We start from the raw sequence: 16,654 nt of genomic DNA on the forward strand, positions 1-16,654 counted from the left end.
CACCACGATCACCATGGTCCCGGCTGGCCGCCGGCCAGGCGCGACTTTCATAGTAACGCCACTGGCGTCGCCAATCGACCGTCGCAAGGGCGGACAGAGCTAGCCCTGCCTGAGGCTTTCCAGGTAGTAGCTCAGCACCCTGCCAAGGTACTCGTCGGGCGAAGGCACTGTCAGCCCGACCGTTGACAGCAATTCCTGCGTGCGATGATTGGCAAAGGTCTGCTCGGTGGCGAGGTAATCGAGAAAGACCGGCAGCGTCTTTATCGCGCGCCTGGCCTCCGCCGGCATCAGCAGGCTCACTCCGTTGAGCAGGCCAGTAAACCATCGCGTGGGCAGCTTGATGACCGGTGGCAGACGACGGCCGGCGCCGGCAAAGGACTGCCGGACACTCTCGCGCAAGGGCTGCAGCGGCAGCGACAAGGCGGGGCCCGAGCACGAATGAAGGATGCGACCGCTACTGACCGTCGTCGTACTCGACCAGGCAATCGCGCCGGCGACGTAGTCAGCCGGGATGATGTCGAGCCGCGCCGCGCCGAATTGCGGCGACAGGCCCAGTGTGCGCCGGCCCGACAGGAACTCGCACAGGTGGTAGAAGACCTGGAAATGAATGATGCGGCCGGTGACACTGTCGCCGACGACCATGCTCGGCCGATGAACGGTCAGCGGCAGACCCCCTTCCACTTCGAGGCGGACGATTTCCTCGGCGTCTGCCTTGGCCTGCTCGTAGGTGTTGTGGAATTGTCTGGGGCTGGTCAGCCATTCTTCGGGAACCAGTCTATAGGTCCGCCCACCGACGCCGACCGTGCTGACCAGCTCGACTTTCTCGAGATGCGCACTGGCATGGGCCAGCGCCAGGATGTACCGCGCCGAGTCGACCGACGAGCGACGTGCCTGTTCAATCGGCAGGTTCATCCGCACGTTGCCTGCCGAGTGAACGATATGCGTGCACTCGGCGCAAAGCCGGCGGTAATCGGCAGCATCGAGACCGAAATCCGGCCGCGTGACATCGCCGCGCAGAGCGCGTAGCCGCTCGCGGGTGGGTTTATCGGTCACCTCGATCTGCCAGAATTGACAGAGGGCCGCCAGGCGTGCGGCCAGATCGTCGTCGCTTGGCGCACGCAAGAGCAGCGTGATCTGGTTGTCCGGCTGCCGCAGCAGCAAGGGTACCAACGCACTGCCGATCGCCCCGCTGGCACCGGTGATGAAATAGTTCTTCATGGGCTGCCATAGAAAGTCTGTTGGTCAGCGCTCCAGGCGTCGAAACGAGCGCCCGCAGCGGCATCGATTTGCCGGTAGAGATCTGCCAATGCCGACGCGTGCTTTGCTTCGATGGCATGCCGGCGTAATTTCAGGTTGGCCGTGAGTTGTCCACCGGCAATCGTCAGTGCCTGCGCGGTGATCACCAGTCCGGCCGGGCGTTGGTAGGCTGGCAGAGGACCGATGACCTCCACAACGGCCTTGCGCAGGCTCTTGAACAGGTCGTGCCGGCCCGTTTCCCAGGCCGCCTCGCTGACCACCAGCAGAGCGACCGGTTGTGCGCGCCGAGCGCCGAAGACCACCGCGTGCTCCAGTTGAGGGACCTGCCGCAGGGGGCTTTCGATGCTGGCGGGAGCAATTCGCCGCCCGGTCGAAGTCTTGAAGATCTCTGATTTCCGGCCGACCAGGGTAATGAAGCCGTCGGCGTCGATGGTTGCGAAGTCGCCGCTTGCCAGGTAGCCGTCGGCGCCCAGCGCGCTGGCAGCGCTCGCCTCGCCAAGATAGCCGGCGAAGACGCCCGGGCCACGCACCAGCAGTTCGCCGTCTTCCGCCAGGATCACTTCGCAGCCGACCACAGCCTGGCCGACGGTCCCGAAGCGCATATTGTCCGGCCGGTTGATGGACACCGGAATGATATTCTCACTGATCCCATAGGCCTCGAGGATTGGCAGACCCATGGCATGGAAACATTCGAGGAGCCAGACCGGCATGGGCGCCGAACCGCTGACCATGAAGCGCAGGTTCGGGCCAAGAGCGCCGCGCAGCTTGCCCAGCGCCAGCCAGTCGGCAAGTCTGAACTCCAGCCGCGAGCCGACGCTTCGCCGATGTCCTGCTCTGGCTGCCGAAGCATGGCGGTGGCCAACCCGCAACGCCCATTGCACCAACGCTTGTTGCCAGGCCGGTTGCTGCGCGATGGCCTCCTGTATTCCGGCATGAAGCTTTTCGAAGAAACGCGGTACACCGATGAACAGATCCGGTGCGATGGTCTTGATGAAGCGCATGACCTCGCGCGGGTCGCTCACGTAGTAGGTTTGCGCACCGCGACCGATGGCGCTGAGGTTGATCATCCGCTGAAACAGATTGGACAGCGGCAGCCAGCAAGCCAGGCGGCTGGCCGCGCCAACCTCTGGAAAAGCGGCGAGGATGGCCGAAGCAGCGAGGCACACCTGCCGATGGCTATACTCGATGCCCTTGGGCTCACCGGTGGTGCCCGAGGTAAAAATGATCGTCGCGGGGGTGTCCGCCTGCGCCTGATTCCAGTCTTCCTTGCCGCCTCCGTCGTCGAGGGCTTCGGCGAGCAGCGCCGCGAGTGGCACGACGCCAGGAGCCCCGGCCGCGTCGAGGCAGACGACGAAGCGCAGCTTCTTGCGTACCGCTTCGTCGATCTTGTCGAGTAGAGACGGATGCGCCAGCACCAGCCCGACGAAGTCGCAGCGCCGCGAGATCTCGCGGCTGTGCTCGTCGAGAGCATAGGGATCGAGGCCGACGGCGACGCCGCCGGCAGCGAGAACCGCCAATTGTGCGAAATCCCACTCTTGGCAACTCGGCGCCATGATCCCGACGCGACTCCCGGACGACAGACCGAGCTTGCGGAAGCCGGCGCTGAGGGCGGCAACGGCCTGACGATAGGCGCTCCAGCGAGTGCTTACCCATTCGCCGGCTGGCGAGAGCTGCCAGAGAGCGATGTCGTCCGGGGTCAGTGCGCTGCGCGCGCGCAGCAGGCCGGTGACCGTCCACCCGCTCGCAGCCATCGCCGCATCGTGAGACTGCACCTCGCTCACGGCAGACGCCGCCGACAAGAGGTCGCCACTCGGTACGCGCAGAACGGTTTCATTGCGGCTCCAGGACCGGGTCGTAGGCACCCCTGGGTTTGGTGATACGCAGCTCGTCGGCGGTCAGCCCGAGCCAGTTCATACTGCGGGTCACTTCCTTCCCCGGACCCAGGCGCTTGCGGATCAGGAAGTCGACGACCGGACCCATGATTCGCCAGTAGTTGCGGTTGGCCTTGCCATGCCGGATCAGGGTCGAGAATTCAGGCGCGTACGGGTTATAGCCAAAGACACGCAAATCGGAATACATCAGCAGCCAATTGATCGGGTAATTGCTGTGGATCGGGTTGGCATGTTTGCTCGAAGCAACCAGGCCCAGATCGACCACCTTGCGCATGATTTCCTCCTGGTTGTAGGGCCAGGCATGGAAGGGGGCGAGGTAGCGCGGGAATTGAGTGCCGGCTGGATAAGTCTTTGGATTGTAGAAGCGACCGAGATCGTCGGCGCCAAACTCCCCGCAGCTCACCATCTCGGGAGGCGTCCAGTCGGTCTCGCAGATCAGTCGGCGCGAGAACTCGTAGAGCATACGTTCCGGCTCCGGTTGCCCCGGCGAGTACCCGGCCAGCACCAGCGGAATACCTTTTTCGATGGCCAGCCGGAGGGCGTCGCCCTCGAAGAGCGGCGCATAGACATAGGAGAGCGTATACACCGCACCGCGTTCTTCCTGGTTGCGCAGCACATAACGAAAGGTCTTCTGGTAAAACTCCTGCGACGGCGAGTAGCTGAGGTGGTCGATATTCAGCTTGCCCAGAGCGCGCCTGATGTTGTCCCAGGCCAGCGGCGGAATGTTGATATCCACCGTGAACGCCAACACCTTGAGCTTGAGTTCGACGGCCAGCCGGTAGAGCAGATAGATGCTGTCCTTGCCGCCGCTCAGCGGCACCAGGCAATCGTATTGGCCCTGGCCTCTGGATTCGACCAGGGTCTTCTCAAAGTCCGCTTCATAGGCACGGCGTTCTTCTTCCGCCTGAGCGCTTTCTGTGGCGAGACCCGTGGTGTCGCGGCACAGATTGCAGCGCCCGTCATCGGACAGCGAGATACCGGGTACACGATCAGGCACCAGGCAGTTGATGCATCTCTTCATTCTTCCGTCTCCACCCTGGGCAGACCTCGCTGGGTCGCGGCCTGACCCGAGACCCACCGGGATTCAAGATGATCCGATTGCCTCAAGCCTGGCAATCATCGGGGAAGACGATGAGTTTGTCCATCCCGCCGCCGAAAGACTCTCTTCACGGCGACGATCGGGGAAAGCGAGGAGTCGACTCCTCGCCGGTGGACGACAGCGAGCGCAGCCCGGGACGCTGCGCACGCGGCAGGTGCAGCATCACCAGGTCGCTGCCGAGCAAGGTAACATGGCCATCGCGGCGATTGTCGCCGGTATCGCTGTACTCGAAGTGATAGACGCGACGCAGGCGCAAGCGGCCCTCGTCGTCGCGCTGCGGGCGCAGCGAACCCAACGCTACCGTGTCATCGAGCAGCAGCAGATCCTCGGCATCGCAAGCCGCACGAGCAGCGCGAATGCCGGCGTCGCGGGCCTTGAAGCTGTCGAGCCAGAACCAGCCGGCGGCCAGCAGCGCCAACAGGGTCATCGTTTCCATCCACGGCATCTCGTCTGGCTGCCTTTGTTGCGTGCGTCGCCAGGCGGCCGGACAAGTGGTCGTGGCTAGTCACATGTACTCATGGGAAAGGCGCTGCAGAATACTCTGCCGAGCGCCACGGTCGCGTGCGATCGGTACACGCTTGGCTATACTAGCGAAAAATGGCCAAGACGACACCCTGCACATCCCGACCGAGCCTGCTGCCCCCCCGCGCTGCTCACCTCCTGCTCTCCATCGCCACACTGCTCGCTGCGCTGCCGGCCGACCTGCAGGCTTTCGACTCCGGCGACCCGTTCGCCACCGACGCGATCACCCCGCTACGCCCTGCGCTGTCGCTCGATAGCGTGGACAAGGCCCTGATGCCTTGCCAGGCGCTGCCCGCCGACGCCGCCTACGGCGTCCTCGAGGTGGTCGACCTGGCGCTCTGCAGGAATCCGACCACCCGCGAGGTGTGGTCCTTCGCTCGCGTCCAGGCGGCCCAGGTGGGGGTCGCGCAGTCCGCTTTCCTGCCGACACTCGATGGGCGGTTGACCGTCGGTCGCGTCAGTGCCGATTCGCAAAGCGCCAACCAGCGCGGCGCGTCACTGACGCTGTCCTGGCTGCTCTTCGACTTCGGCGCCCGTTCGGCCAATCTCGAAGTCGCCCGGCAATTGCTCAAGTCCGCCGCGTCGACGCTCGACTCGACAGTCCAGAGCGTCTTCCTCAGTGCGCTGCAAGCGTACTATAACGCCCAGGCCGCCCGTGCTGCGGTCGTTGCCGCGCTGAAATCCGAGCAAGCAAGCCAGGCAAGCCTGTCGGCAGCCGAGGTCCGTTACCGGGTTGGCACCGGCACACCCGCTGACCGCCTGCAGGCGCAAACCGCCTGGTCACAGGCGACGCTCACCCGCATCAGGGCCGAGGGCGTACTGCGCAACACCCTTGGCCGGCTGGCCAACGTCATGGGACTCGACGCCAACCAGCAACTGCGCCTCGACGAGAGCCCTTCGGCGACTCCCGACGCCGCCTTCGACCGCGATGTCGCCGCGCTGATCGATGAGGCGCGCGAGCGGCGGCCTGACCTGAAAGCCGTTGAAGCCGATCTGAAAGCCGCGCAGGCGGGCGTAGACCTGGCGCGCGCCGCCGGCCTGCCGACGATCTCGCTGAACGCAGGACCCGCCTGGGAGAGCATCGGCGGGCTGTCGGCGAACGCCAATTCGGTCGGACTGGCGCTGAGTCTGCCCATTTTCTCCGCTTTCAACACCACCTACAACGTACGCACCGCCGAGGCGAGGTCCGGCGTTCAGGCCGCCCGGCTGGACAATGTGCGCCTGCAAGTCGCGCTCGACGTTTGGGAGGCCTACCAGAACCTGACGACGGCGACGCAGACGGTCCGGACGACCGCCGACCTGCTGGCCAGCGCCGAACATTCCGAGCGCGTCGCACTCGGCCGCTACAAGGCCGGAGTCGGCAACATCCTCGACGTTCTCAGCGCCCAGAGCGCGCTTGCCAACGCCCGCCTGCAGCGCGTTCAGGCGATGCTCGACTGGCACGTTTCACGCGCGACGCTGGCCAGGGCGATAGGCCTTCTCGACGGCAATCTCCTGCTCTCGCCAGGCGGAACCAGGAAAGCTCCGACGCCATGAAGCTCTCACGTGGGAAATCGGCCATCGCGGTCGTTCTTGTCGCGCTGCTTGCCGGCGGCGGCTACTATGGCTACCGCCAGAGCGTGGCGCAGTCGCTGGAGCAACGCTACAAACTGCAGACGATCGCAAATGGCGACATCACGCAGACAGTGTCGGCCAACGGCACGCTCAACCCGGTGGTGCTGGTCAGCGTCGGCACACAGGTCTCCGGTACGGTGACCAGGCTCTACGTCGATTTCAACGACCAGGTCGAAAAAGGTCAGGCGCTGCTCGAACTCGATAACTCGCTGCTCGCCGCGCAGGCGCGGCAAACGGCGGCCAACGTGGTGAACGTCGCCGCCGCGCTCGACCTCGCACGCGCCAACGAAGCGCGCATGAAAGCGCTGTTCGAACAGGAATACGTTTCACGCCAGGAACTCGAACAGGCCATCCAGACGCGCCGGTCAAGCGAGGCGCAGCTCGCGCAGGCGAAGGCCGCCGCCGACAAGGATCGGGTCAATCTCGGCTACACGACGATCCGCTCGCCGGTGTCGGGCGTCGTCGTAGACCGGGTCGTCGACCTCGGGCAAACGGTCGCCGCCAGCCTGCAGACGCCGACGTTGATCAAGATTGCCCAGGATCTCTCCGAGATGCGCATCGACTCGAGCTTTGCCGAGGCCGACATCGGCAAGATCAGGCCCGGGCAGAAGGTACGGTTTACCGTTGACGCCTTCCCCAACCGCAGCTTCCAGGGCGAGGTCCAGCAGATTCGCCTCAACCCGACCAGCCAGCAAAACGTCGTCACCTATAACGTTCGCGTCTCGCTCGCCAATCCCGAACAAATCCTGCTCCCCGGCATGACGGCCTACGTCAGCATCGGCGTGGCCAGCCGTCAGGATGTCCTGCTGGTGGCCAACGCCGCGCTGCGTTTCAAGCCGACCGACGCCACCGGCAACCAGAAACCCCCTGCCGACAGCGTCGGCGAAACAATGGGCAAGGGCGGCAAGCGCGACACCGCCAGGGGAACGGTCTACGTCATCGACAACGACGCGCTGAAGCCGGTGAACGTGCAGCTCGGCATCACCGACAACCGCAACACGGAGCTGATCGGTGGTGCTCTGCAGGCAGGCGACCGGGTCGTCATGGGCGAGAACGTGACGACGACCACCGGCAAACCGAGCAGCGTCGGCATGAGACTGTTCTGATGGCGCAGGCGATCGTTCGCGTCGTCGCCCTCGGCAAGTCGTACCCGACGGCTGCCGGCCCCTTCCCGGCGCTCAGGGGAGTCGACCTGGCCATCGAGCCGGGCGAGTTCGTCGCCATCATGGGGCCATCGGGCTCCGGCAAGTCGACCTTCATGAACCTCCTCGGCTGCCTCGACACACCCACCAGCGGTGACTACTTCCTCGCCGGCCGCAACGTGGCGCACATGGGCAAGGACAAACTGGCCGTCCTGCGCAACCGCACCATCGGCTTCGTCTTCCAGGGTTTCAACCTGCTGCCACGGATGACGCTCGAAGACAACGTCGCCCTGCCCCTGGTGTATTCCGGCATCGGCCGTGACGAGCGGCGGGCGCTGGCACGCCTGGAACTCGGCCGGGTGGGCTTGAGCGATTATGCGGCCTCGCTGCCCAGCCGGATCTCGGGCGGCCAGCAGCAGCGCGTCGCGATTGCCCGCGCACTGGTCAATGCACCACAACTGATCCTCGCCGACGAACCCACCGGCAACCTCGACAGCCATACCAGCGACGAGATCATGACACTGTTCGCTGCGCTCAATGACGAAGGCATCACGCTGATCGTGGTCACCCACGAGCCCGACATCGCTGCCCACGCCCGGCGGCAGGTCCGCTTCCTCGACGGACTGATGGTCAGCGACCTGCCGACGCCGGCACGGCGGGCAGGCCAGGCGCGCAGCGCATGCTGAAAGCGATGCTCGGCGAAGCTTGGCATGCGATGGGAGCCAACCGCCTGCGCACCGTGCTGACCATGCTCGGCATGGTCATCGGTGTCGGCTCGGTGGTCCTGATGATGGCCATCGGCCAGGGCGCTCAGTACGCCGTAGCGCAGACGATCAGCACCCTGGGCAGCAATCTGTACATCCTGATCTCCGGTTCCACCAGCGCCGGCGGCTTGCGCAGCGGCGGTGGCGGCGGCCCGACGCTCACTGTCGCCGACGCCGACGCGATCGCCGAGCTCGACGGCGTCAGCCAGGTGGCGCCGATGCAGCAGGGCACGCAGCAACTCGTCCATGGCGCCAACAACTGGAGTTCCACAGTCGTCGGCACGACTCCCGCCTACTTCGATGCCCGTTCATGGACGATCGTCAGCGGTTACCCTTTTGGCGATTCGGACGTGCGCGCGGCGACCCGCGTCGCACTGATTGGCCAGACCGCTGCCGACAACCTGTTCGGTGCCGACGATCCGCTCGGCAAAACGATCCGCATCCGTCAGAGTCCTTTCGTGATCATCGGAGTGCTCGGCAAGAAAGGACAGAACCTGGACGGACGCGATCAGGACGACACCGTGATCATTCCGCTGACCACCGCCCAGCGCAAGGTCTTCGGCAACCCCTTCCCGGGCTCGGTGCGCCTGATCATGGTCCAGGCCCATTCGGCGGAAGCGATGCCGGCGGTCGAGAAGAGCATGACCGCGCTGCTCCGCCAGCGCCATCGACTGCGCGAAGAACAGGACAACGACTTCTATTTGCGCAACCTGGCTGCCGCCGCCGACTCGGCCGCCGAAACCACGCGCGTCATGTCGCTCCTGCTCGGCGCCATCGCCTCGGTCTCGCTGCTCGTCGGCGGCATAGGCATCATGAACATCATGCTCGTCTCAGTGACCGAACGAACGCGCGAGATCGGCATCCGGATGGCCATCGGCGCCCGCCAGAAAGACATCCGCGCCCAGTTCCTGCTCGAAGCGCTGATCATCTCGGTCGCCGGCTGCCTGATCGGCCTCGTCTTCGGCGTCCTTGGCGCGCTCTCGATCAACGCCGTCACCGACATGGTGATCGTCATTTCCGGCGGCTCGGTCCTCGTGGCCTTCGCCGTCGCCGCCGGCATCGGCATCTTCTTCGGCTTCTATCCGGCGCGCCGCGCGGCGGCGCTCGATCCGATCGAGGCGCTGCGCCATCAATAGCCTGACCGGCTACAATCTCATAGTCGGCTGAGGCGATGGCCTTGCTGCGCAGCAGGTGGTCATCGACAGGATCTGTTTAGCGCCCTATACTGAGCCCTGTTTAACGTGCCACGGAGCAATCATGACCCACCAAGTGCTTACGGAGACCACTGCCAGTGTCTCTGAACTCAAGAAGAACCCGATGCGCACGGTGGCTGCTGGTGAAGGCTTCGCGGTCGCGATTCTCAATCGGAACGAACCGGCCTTCTATTGCGTGCCCGCCAAGGCTTATGAAGCGCTGATGGATAAGCTAGAAGACCTGGAACTGAACGCCATCGCCGATGCGCGCGCCGGACAGCCGGTCATCAGAGTTACCCTTGATGACCTTTGAACTGGCGTTTCTCGATGACGCGTTGACAGAATGGGAACACCTCGACCATCCCGTCCGCGAACAATTCAAAGCCAAATTGCGCGAGCGCCTGGAAAACCCGCGCGTACCTTCCGCCAAGCTCAGCGGCCACAGCGACCGTTACAAGATCAAGTTGCGCAGTGTCGGCTATCGGCTCGTTTATGAGGTGTGCGATCAGGAGATCATTGTCGTAGTGGTTGCGGTGGGCCGTCGCGACCGTAACGCCGTGTATACCGCAGCGGCGAAACGACCCGTGCCGGAATCTCGATGACTTGCCGAGGGATCTGACCGTAGTGGCAACTGCCGATTGAGGCACTACGCCATCAATGGCCCGACAGGCTACAATCTCGCGCTCAAAACCACCACGAGACCCTAGCCCATGCCCATTTTCGCCATCGGCGCCCGCCGCCCACAGTTCGACCCACAAAGCTGGGTCGCCCCAACCGCCGTCGTCATCGGCGACGTCCATCTGGCGAGAAACGCCTCGGTCTGGTGGAACGCCACGTTACGCGGCGACAACGATCCGATCAGCATAGGCGAGAACAGCAACATCCAGGACAACAGCGTGTTGCACACCGATGAAGGCGTACCGCTGACGATCGGCCGCAACGTCACCGTCGGCCACCTGGTGATGCTGCATGGCTGCACGGTCGGCGACGGTTCGCTGATCGGCATCGGCTCGGTGCTACTCAACCGCTCGGTGATCGGCAAGGGCTGCATCGTCGGCGCCAACACGCTGATCCCCGAAGGCAAGGTCTTTCCCGACCACTCGCTGATCGTCGGCTCACCCGGCAAGGTGTTTCGCCAGCTCAGCGATGAAGAAGTCGCCCGCCTCGCGCATAGCGCCGAGCACTATGTCGCCAACTGGCAGCGCTACCTGCGCGAACTGGCAGCCTTGTAAGGGGCGAAACGACCCGTGTCGGCATCTCCATCAGTGGCCAAGCGACTTGACCCCCAGGCCACGCCGCGCGCCTTGACCGGCGCCAGACACGCCCGCTGCGTCCGGGGTTCGGCGCAGGCGGGCGGCACGTGCCTTGCCTTGCGGGGAGTGTCGGAAAATTTTACACTTGCCCCTCACTTCCGGCCATCACCGGGCCGATAAAAGCCTGGCAGAAGAGATGTGAAGACTATATTTGTGTTAAAAAACAATAGACTGAACTTTTTTTCCCGGAAACTGAAGAATCATGGCACGGGCTTTGCTATATAGAAGCAAGCGGACGACAACTGACCGCGGCGGCAAACTCATTAGCGAAATTGAACAACATTCCCTTGAGGAGAATTTAATGAACGTACGTAAACTGACTTCCGCCCTGGCGATCGCTGGCATCATGAGCCTTCCGGCCATCGCCCAGGCGATCACCGTCGCCGGGATCAACTTCCCCGCCGGACTCGTCTTCGAAACGGCCAACCTCTTCGAGGCCGAAGACTTCAGCAAGCCTGGCAACGGCGACGGCGTGATCCAGGTCGGTGAATACCTGCTCGGCATCGGCTACGTGACGTCGATCCAGGACGCAGCGAACAATGTGGTCTGGTCGAATGGGCAAAACGGCAAGGAGCTGACCATCAAGATCAGCAACTACTTGGCGCAAAGCGCTTCCACCACGCCTGTCGGCGGACCGATCTTCCTCGACCAGATCCTCTTTTCAGGGGGCAATGTCGAAATCTACTCGCAAGATGTGGGTACCTTCAGCGCGGCTGGCTCGCAAGCCGCCGGCGTGGCAAGCGTCAGCGGCGGTGCCAACAACGTGCTCTTCCTGAGCCTGGTCGGTTCTCCGCTCGGTGGCTACGCCCCCGATGGCATCACGCCAATAACGCTGGAGTCCGACGGTCTGCGCAACGGCGGCAACCCCTTCGAAACCGCGTTCAACCTTAGCGGCCGTGGTTTTCTCGATATCACCGGTGGCGTTGCTGCCGGATATTTTGACACCGATACCTTCCTGTGCGGTGCGTCGAGCGGAGCTCCCTGCCCGGACCTGGCAGACAAGACCTTCTCGTCGTCGTCGCAACTCGCAGCGACTGCAGGTACTTCATGGACCTCGCGTGGCACTGGCGAAATCTACGACTACGCCATCCCGGAACCCGCCAGCCTGGCTCTCCTGGGTATCGGCCTGCTGGGTATCGGTTTCGGTCGCCGCAAGGCCGCTGCCGCCGCCTGAGCCTGATCGTCAGTCCGCTGCACCTGAAACCCCGCCTTATGGCGGGGTTTTTTTTCGTCCCCTGGTTCTGTCGCGACCCCTACTTGGTCGCAATGATGGCCGTGTGTTCTCTCGGCAGTTCAACGCGTTCGATGGTCGAAAAACCGGCCTGTCGACACAGTTCCTCGTACTCCTTTTTCATGTAGATCATTCCCCTTCCGGTCGCCAGTCCGATGAAATAAGGGGAACCCATGGCCGCCGCAAGGGGCCCATCGCCTGAATCCTGTTCCATGATGTCGAAGACGATGACCCGCCCCCCTGGGGAAAGTTTGTCGTAGGCTTTTTTCAGGAAGGAGATGTCTTCCGATTTTGACCAGATGCACAGGAAGTGGCAGAACATGAAAGCATCCGCTCCTTCTGGAAACGAATCGGTGAACACGTTGCCAGGCACTGCCGACAGCCGATCGGACATTCCTTGCCGGGCAAAATTCTCGGCCGCCTTGCCGCAAATACTCGGCAAGTCGAAAACGCGGCCCTGTAAGTGAGGGTGCCTACGGGCGACGGCAAGGAGATTGGTCCCATTGCCACCGCCCAGGTCGACCAGTAATCGCGTCTTGCCGAAATCGACATATCTCGCCAGGAGATCATTGGCCTGAACGGAAATTTCCTGCATTGAGTCCTGGAAGATCTTTTCCAGCGCCGGGTGCGCTTCCAGGCGTTCATATAGCGTTTCTCCGGTGCCGGAAATTTCCTCCAGACCAACGTTTCGCTGTTCCTTGAGAGACTCGAGAAAGCGCGCCATCGGCTTGTACACTATGTATTTTTGCCACAGGATCGTGGCCTTCACGTTGCGCGGATTCTGGGAAGAGAAAGCGATTCGCGCCATTATGGTGTTGGCGTAACGATCGCCCCTCTTTTTCAGGACACCGTTGGCCGTCAGCGTCTGTACCAGGATTCGGCAGGGCTGCTCGGCCAGGTCCAGCCGACGTGCCAGCTCGGCAAGAGTCATGGCCCCTTCGGCACGCAGGATGGTGAACAAATCCAGCTCCACCGCCGCCGCCAATGCCTGAAAGTAAATATGGCCGGCGGCAATACGATAAAACTGCTTGATGGAAGACGCCAGGACGATGCCATCCACAAAATGGACGCGATACATCCGCTCCGACCACAGCCAGAGGCGAGACATCAATTGCGATCTCATTCCTTTCCCCCTTTAGCCAAATTCACCGTACCGAAACAATCCGGCGGGCGAAACCAGCGCCATCGGCAGGAACGTAATGATCGACCCAGCCGCACAGCATCATCTTAGCTGATCAGCGGCCGGGGAACGGCCAAAATTCGCCTTCGGCGAGGCGTCGACTTCCCTCGTTCGCTGTGCCGATGTCGAGGATGCCTGCCCGGGACTTCGGTGAGACGGCGACGGCAAGCATCGAGCCGTGCGCTTGCCGCCCGGCTCGCCGGGCTTGATGGTCTCCCGGCCAATTACGCGATCACGCCGCCTCCGAGGCAGACGCGACTCTCGTAGACGACCGCCGACTGCCCCGGTGTGATCGCCCATTGCGGCTCGGCAAAACTGATCAGGCACGAGCGCGCGTCGACCCGCTCGACCTCGCACGGTGCGTCGGCCTGGCGGTAGCGCGTCCTGGCGGTATACACCCAGTGCGTATGCGGCGGCTCGCCGGAAACCCAGGACAGATCGCTGGCCGTCAACTGGTCGGCCAGCAGCGCCGGATGGGTATGCCCCTGGACGACGTAGAGGACGTTCCTGGCGATATCCTTCCTGGCCACGAACCAGGCGTCGTGGTCACCACTGGCGCCAGTCCTGCCGCCTTTCACCCCACCGATGTGCAGGCCCTTGCGCTGGCCGATGGTGTGGTAGGCGACGCCATCGTGCTCGCCGAGCACCCGGTCGTCGTCGAGGCCACGAATCTCGCCTTTCTTTGCCGGCAGATAGCGCATCAGGAACTCCTTGAACGGTCGCTCGCCGATGAAGCAGATGCCGGTCGAATCCTTCTTGAGCGCCAAATGCAGCCCGGCCGCGGCGGCCATCGCTCGAACCTCGCGCTTGTACAGCCCGCCCAGCGGGAACAGCGTCTTCGCCAATTGCTGCTGATTGAGACGATGCAGGAAATAGCTCTGGTCCTTGGTGCCGTCCTCGGCCTTGAGCAACTGCCAGGCGCCTGCGAACTCGCGCACACCGGCGTAATGACCGGTGGCGATCCGGTCGGCGCCGATCTTCAGCGCATGCTCGAGAAAGGCGCTGAACTTGATCTCCGAGTTGCACAGCACGTCCGGGTTCGGCGTACGACCGGCCTGGTATTCTTCGAGGAAGTGCGCAAAAACGCGTTCCTTGTATTCGCCGGCGAAGTTCACCACTTCGACATCGATGCCGAGGGTGTCGGCAACGCTGAGCACGTCGATCAGATCCTGACGCGACGAGCAATATTCGTCGGTATCGTCGTCCTCCCAGTTCTTCATGAACAGGCCAAGCACATGCCAGCCCTGTTCCTTGAGCAACAGGGCTGCCACCGACGAATCGACGCCCCCTGACAAGCCGACAACCACTGTTTTGTTCATCTCTTTGCCCTTGCTAGCGTTCGACAGTCGATTCCTTGCCAGGCCCGCCGACCAGCACGGTTCCCACTCCCTCCACTTCGCCTGCGCCGGCCAACCAGTCCGCCAGCGCCATCACCACGGCGGGCTGGCCGTTGTCGCGAAACCAGCTATCGACGACATGGCGCGCCGACCCGCCAGCCGTAGCCCGCTCGCCGGCCGGATCCTCCAGTTCTTCGATCTGCGCCGAGTAGTGCAGCTCGAACAGATAGCGTGTGCGTTGCACCACTTCGAGAACACGGTGGAAACGTAGCCAGCCGCGCGCTTCGAGCAGGTGCAGCAGGCGGGTGGTGGTCGTCGAGTGGTCGATACAGTCCATCCGTCCATAGACGCCGTGGTCGGCGTAGTTGCCGCCGCGGTCGGCCGAAATCGGCGTCTGCTCACCGGCCCAGCCGAGCAGCCAGCCAATCGCCAGCGACAGCCTTTCACGCTCGTCGGGCGCGCTCTGCGCAGTGCCGAGCAGCGCGCGCACCTGATCCAGTTGATGGCCAGCATAGTGCACCTCAGCCTCGGCCAGACAACCGTAGTTGTAGCAGACGCGCACCGTCTCGGCCATCGCGCCAGGCGCCGCGCAACCGAGCGCCAACCACAGCAGCCACATCATGGGCCGTAGTGGGTCAGCAATTCAAGCGGATAGCGCCGGCCGGCCAGCCAGTCCTCGATGCAGCGCAAGACCAATGGGCTGCGGTGATGCGCTTCGCGCTGCCTGATTTTGGCGAGCGTCAGCCAGTGAGCAGCCAGGATGCCCTCATCGAGCGAGCGCACCGGATCGTGCCCGGTAATCTCGCCCCCGAAGGCAAAGCGCAGATAGGTCAGGTCGCGCGCCTCGTTGCGGTAGTTGTAGACGCCAAGCAGGTATTGCGGATGCAGCGTATAGGCAGTCTCTTCGAGGGTTTCGCGAATCACGGCAGCGATCAGTGATTCGCGGCACTCGAGATGGCCAGCCGGCTGGTTGTAGCAGATGCCGTCCTCGGTTTCCTCTTCGACAAGCAGAAAGCGGCCGTCGCGTTCGAGCACCGAAGCGACGGTCACATTGGGTTTCCAGACCATGGCAGCCACCTTGCAGAGCGAGCAAAGAGGCCATTTTACCGCCAACGGAGAGGCGAAATCGGCTAGAATTTCCGCTTCAGGATTTCCGGCAAAGGGAGAAGAGACCATGTCCATGGCGGATCGCGACGGATTCATCTGGTACGACGGCAAGCTGGTGCCGTGGCGCGACGCTACTACGCACGTGCTGACGCATACACTGCACTACGGCATGGGGGTTTTTGAGGGTATCCGCGCCTACAAGGCCGAAAAGGGCACGGCCATCTTCCGTCTCAGGGAGCATACCGACCGCCTGTTCAACTCGGCGTATATCTTCCAGATGAAGATGCCCTGGGACAAGGCCACCTTGCTCGAAGCACAGAAAGAAGTGGTGCGCGCCAATGAACTCGATTCCTGCTACATCCGACCGATCGTCTTCTACGGTTCGGAGGCCATGGGAATCGCCGCCACCGCGGTCAGCACGCACGTCGCCATTGCCGCATGGCCCTGGGGTGCTTACCTCGGCGCCGAAGGGATGGAGAAGGGAATTCGGGTCAAGACTTCATCCTTCACCCGTCACCACGTGAATATCAACATGTGCCGCTCGAAGTCGGTCGGCACTTACACCAACTCGATCCTCGCCCACCAGGAAGTGGCGCACGACGGCTACGACGAAGCACTGCTGCTCGACGTCGACGGCTACGTCGCCGAGGGTGCCGGCGAGAACGTCTTCATCGTCAAGAACGGCAAGCTGTACACCCCGGATCTGACGTCCTGCCTCGAGGGCATTACGCGCGCCTCGGTGCTGCAGCTCGCTGACGAACTGGGTATCCCGGTGATCGAAAAGCGGATCACCCGCGACGAGGTGTATTGCGCCGACGAAGCCTTCTTTACCGGCACCGCCGCCGAAGTGACGCCGATTCGCGAACTCGACAATCGCCAGGTCGGTGCCGGCCACCGCGGGCCGATCACCACTCGCCTCCAGAGTCTGTTCTTCGACTGCGTGAACGGCCGGGTGCCGGCGCATGAAGACTGGCTCGCCTACGTATAAGCTCAGTTTGCAAGG

At 63.2% G+C, this 16,654-nt stretch carries 17 protein-coding genes; 9 read left to right on the forward strand and 8 right to left on the reverse strand.

Going from position 1 to position 16,654, the window contains the following annotated elements:
• Positions 1-99 precede the first annotated feature (99 nt).
• From ACCAA_RS06125 to ACCAA_RS06140, 4 genes are all read right to left on the reverse strand, one after another.
• Entirely contained in the window at positions 100-1,218 is a 1,119-nt protein-coding gene (locus ACCAA_RS06125; protein ID WP_186406336.1) for an SDR family oxidoreductase, read from the reverse strand.
• Entirely contained in the window at positions 1,215-3,038 is a 1,824-nt protein-coding gene (locus tag ACCAA_RS06130; RefSeq protein ID WP_186406337.1) for an AMP-dependent synthetase/ligase, read from the reverse strand. The genes ACCAA_RS06125 and ACCAA_RS06130 overlap by 4 nt, the downstream gene beginning before the upstream one ends.
• A gap of 49 nt (positions 3,039-3,087) precedes the next feature.
• Positions 3,088-4,170 carry an adenine nucleotide alpha hydrolase family protein gene (locus tag ACCAA_RS06135; RefSeq protein ID WP_186406338.1) on the reverse strand — a complete coding sequence of 361 codons (1,083 nt, stop codon included), beginning with the start codon at positions 4,168-4,170 and terminating at the stop codon, positions 3,088-3,090.
• Positions 4,171-4,315: 145 nt separating this feature from the next.
• Complete coding sequence (locus tag ACCAA_RS06140; RefSeq protein ID WP_342674033.1) at positions 4,316-4,684, reverse strand: DUF3301 domain-containing protein; 369 nt, start codon at positions 4,682-4,684, stop codon at positions 4,316-4,318.
• Positions 4,685-4,845: 161 nt separating this feature from the next.
• Between ACCAA_RS06140 and ACCAA_RS06145 the strand changes: the two genes are divergently transcribed.
• From ACCAA_RS06145 to ACCAA_RS06180, 8 genes are all read left to right on the forward strand, one after another.
• Positions 4,846-6,306 (forward strand): TolC family protein, encoded by a 1,461-nt coding sequence (locus tag ACCAA_RS06145; protein ID WP_186406340.1) that lies wholly within the window; start codon positions 4,846-4,848, stop codon positions 6,304-6,306.
• Positions 6,303-7,490, forward strand: coding sequence for an efflux RND transporter periplasmic adaptor subunit (locus tag ACCAA_RS06150; RefSeq protein ID WP_186406341.1), 1,188 nt, complete (start codon positions 6,303-6,305; stop codon positions 7,488-7,490). Before ACCAA_RS06145 ends, ACCAA_RS06150 begins: the two co-directional genes overlap by 4 nt.
• Positions 7,490-8,212, forward strand: coding sequence for an ABC transporter ATP-binding protein (locus ACCAA_RS06155; RefSeq protein ID WP_186406342.1), 723 nt, complete (start codon positions 7,490-7,492; stop codon positions 8,210-8,212). The genes ACCAA_RS06150 and ACCAA_RS06155 overlap by 1 nt, the downstream gene beginning before the upstream one ends.
• Positions 8,206-9,426: an ABC transporter permease gene (locus tag ACCAA_RS06160; RefSeq protein ID WP_186406343.1), complete on the forward strand. Its 1,221-nt coding sequence runs from the start codon at positions 8,206-8,208 to the stop codon at positions 9,424-9,426. The genes ACCAA_RS06155 and ACCAA_RS06160 overlap by 7 nt, the downstream gene beginning before the upstream one ends.
• Positions 9,427-9,547: 121 nt before the next feature.
• Positions 9,548-9,796, forward strand: coding sequence for a type II toxin-antitoxin system Phd/YefM family antitoxin (locus ACCAA_RS06165; protein WP_186406344.1), 249 nt, complete (start codon positions 9,548-9,550; stop codon positions 9,794-9,796).
• Positions 9,786-10,085 carry a type II toxin-antitoxin system RelE family toxin gene (locus ACCAA_RS06170; RefSeq protein WP_186406345.1) on the forward strand — a complete coding sequence of 100 codons (300 nt, stop codon included), beginning with the start codon at positions 9,786-9,788 and terminating at the stop codon, positions 10,083-10,085. The genes ACCAA_RS06165 and ACCAA_RS06170 overlap by 11 nt, the downstream gene beginning before the upstream one ends.
• 108 nt (positions 10,086-10,193) lie before the next feature.
• Entirely contained in the window at positions 10,194-10,715 is a 522-nt protein-coding gene (locus tag ACCAA_RS06175; RefSeq protein WP_186406346.1) for a gamma carbonic anhydrase family protein, read from the forward strand.
• A 382-nt stretch (positions 10,716-11,097) separates the two neighbouring features.
• Positions 11,098-11,970 carry a PEP-CTERM sorting domain-containing protein gene (locus ACCAA_RS06180; RefSeq protein ID WP_186406347.1) on the forward strand — a complete coding sequence of 291 codons (873 nt, stop codon included), beginning with the start codon at positions 11,098-11,100 and terminating at the stop codon, positions 11,968-11,970.
• 79 nt (positions 11,971-12,049) lie between these two features.
• Here ACCAA_RS06180 and ACCAA_RS06185 read toward each other — a convergent pair whose 3' ends face one another.
• From ACCAA_RS06185 to ACCAA_RS06200, 4 genes are all read right to left on the reverse strand, one after another.
• Positions 12,050-13,087: a methyltransferase gene (locus tag ACCAA_RS06185; protein ID WP_245754464.1), complete on the reverse strand. Its 1,038-nt coding sequence runs from the start codon at positions 13,085-13,087 to the stop codon at positions 12,050-12,052.
• A gap of 344 nt (positions 13,088-13,431) precedes the next feature.
• A complete protein-coding gene (gene mnmA, locus ACCAA_RS06190) occupies positions 13,432-14,526 on the reverse strand; it encodes a tRNA 2-thiouridine(34) synthase MnmA (RefSeq protein ID WP_186406349.1) in 1,095 nt (364 codons plus the stop codon).
• A 13-nt stretch (positions 14,527-14,539) separates the two neighbouring features.
• On the reverse strand, positions 14,540-15,166 hold the full coding sequence (locus tag ACCAA_RS06195; protein WP_186406350.1) for a hypothetical protein: 627 nt from the start codon (positions 15,164-15,166) through the stop codon (positions 14,540-14,542).
• The gene (locus ACCAA_RS06200; protein WP_186406351.1) at positions 15,163-15,612 is read right to left on the reverse strand and encodes an NUDIX hydrolase; all 450 of its coding nucleotides are present in this window, start codon (positions 15,610-15,612) and stop codon (positions 15,163-15,165) included. The genes ACCAA_RS06195 and ACCAA_RS06200 overlap by 4 nt, the downstream gene beginning before the upstream one ends.
• A gap of 106 nt (positions 15,613-15,718) precedes the next feature.
• Between ACCAA_RS06200 and ACCAA_RS06205 the strand changes: the two genes are divergently transcribed.
• A complete protein-coding gene (locus tag ACCAA_RS06205; RefSeq protein WP_186406352.1) occupies positions 15,719-16,639 on the forward strand; it encodes a branched-chain amino acid transaminase in 921 nt (306 codons plus the stop codon).
• Positions 16,640-16,654 lie beyond the last annotated feature (15 nt).

Origin of the sequence: Candidatus Accumulibacter aalborgensis, assembly GCF_900089955.1 — a bacterium.
Lineage (GTDB): Bacteria > Pseudomonadota > Gammaproteobacteria > Burkholderiales > Rhodocyclaceae > Accumulibacter > Accumulibacter aalborgensis.

Excerpts from the sequence above, each read along its gene's own strand:
- ACCAA_RS06205 (WP_186406352.1), top strand. The coding sequence starts at position 15,719 with ATGTCCATGGCGGATCGCGACGGATTCATCTGGTACGACGGCAAGCTG.
- ACCAA_RS06155 (WP_186406342.1), top strand. The coding sequence starts at position 7,490 with ATGGCGCAGGCGATCGTTCGCGTCGTCGCCCTCGGCAAGTCGTACCCG.
- ACCAA_RS06165 (WP_186406344.1), top strand. The coding sequence starts at position 9,548 with ATGACCCACCAAGTGCTTACGGAGACCACTGCCAGTGTCTCTGAACTC.
- ACCAA_RS06125 (WP_186406336.1), bottom strand. The coding sequence starts at position 1,218 with ATGAAGAACTATTTCATCACCGGTGCCAGCGGGGCGATCGGCAGTGCG.
- ACCAA_RS06175 (WP_186406346.1), top strand. The coding sequence starts at position 10,194 with ATGCCCATTTTCGCCATCGGCGCCCGCCGCCCACAGTTCGACCCACAA.
- ACCAA_RS06195 (WP_186406350.1), bottom strand. The coding sequence starts at position 15,166 with ATGATGTGGCTGCTGTGGTTGGCGCTCGGTTGCGCGGCGCCTGGCGCG.
- mnmA (WP_186406349.1), bottom strand. The coding sequence starts at position 14,526 with ATGAACAAAACAGTGGTTGTCGGCTTGTCAGGGGGCGTCGATTCGTCG.
- ACCAA_RS06150 (WP_186406341.1), top strand. The coding sequence starts at position 6,303 with ATGAAGCTCTCACGTGGGAAATCGGCCATCGCGGTCGTTCTTGTCGCG.
- ACCAA_RS06160 (WP_186406343.1), top strand. The coding sequence starts at position 8,206 with ATGCTGAAAGCGATGCTCGGCGAAGCTTGGCATGCGATGGGAGCCAAC.
- ACCAA_RS06200 (WP_186406351.1), bottom strand. The coding sequence starts at position 15,612 with ATGGTCTGGAAACCCAATGTGACCGTCGCTTCGGTGCTCGAACGCGAC.
- ACCAA_RS06135 (WP_186406338.1), bottom strand. The coding sequence starts at position 4,170 with ATGAAGAGATGCATCAACTGCCTGGTGCCTGATCGTGTACCCGGTATC.
- ACCAA_RS06145 (WP_186406340.1), top strand. The coding sequence starts at position 4,846 with ATGGCCAAGACGACACCCTGCACATCCCGACCGAGCCTGCTGCCCCCC.
- ACCAA_RS06180 (WP_186406347.1), top strand. The coding sequence starts at position 11,098 with ATGAACGTACGTAAACTGACTTCCGCCCTGGCGATCGCTGGCATCATG.
- ACCAA_RS06170 (WP_186406345.1), top strand. The coding sequence starts at position 9,786 with ATGACCTTTGAACTGGCGTTTCTCGATGACGCGTTGACAGAATGGGAA.
- ACCAA_RS06140 (WP_342674033.1), bottom strand. The coding sequence starts at position 4,684 with ATGGAAACGATGACCCTGTTGGCGCTGCTGGCCGCCGGCTGGTTCTGG.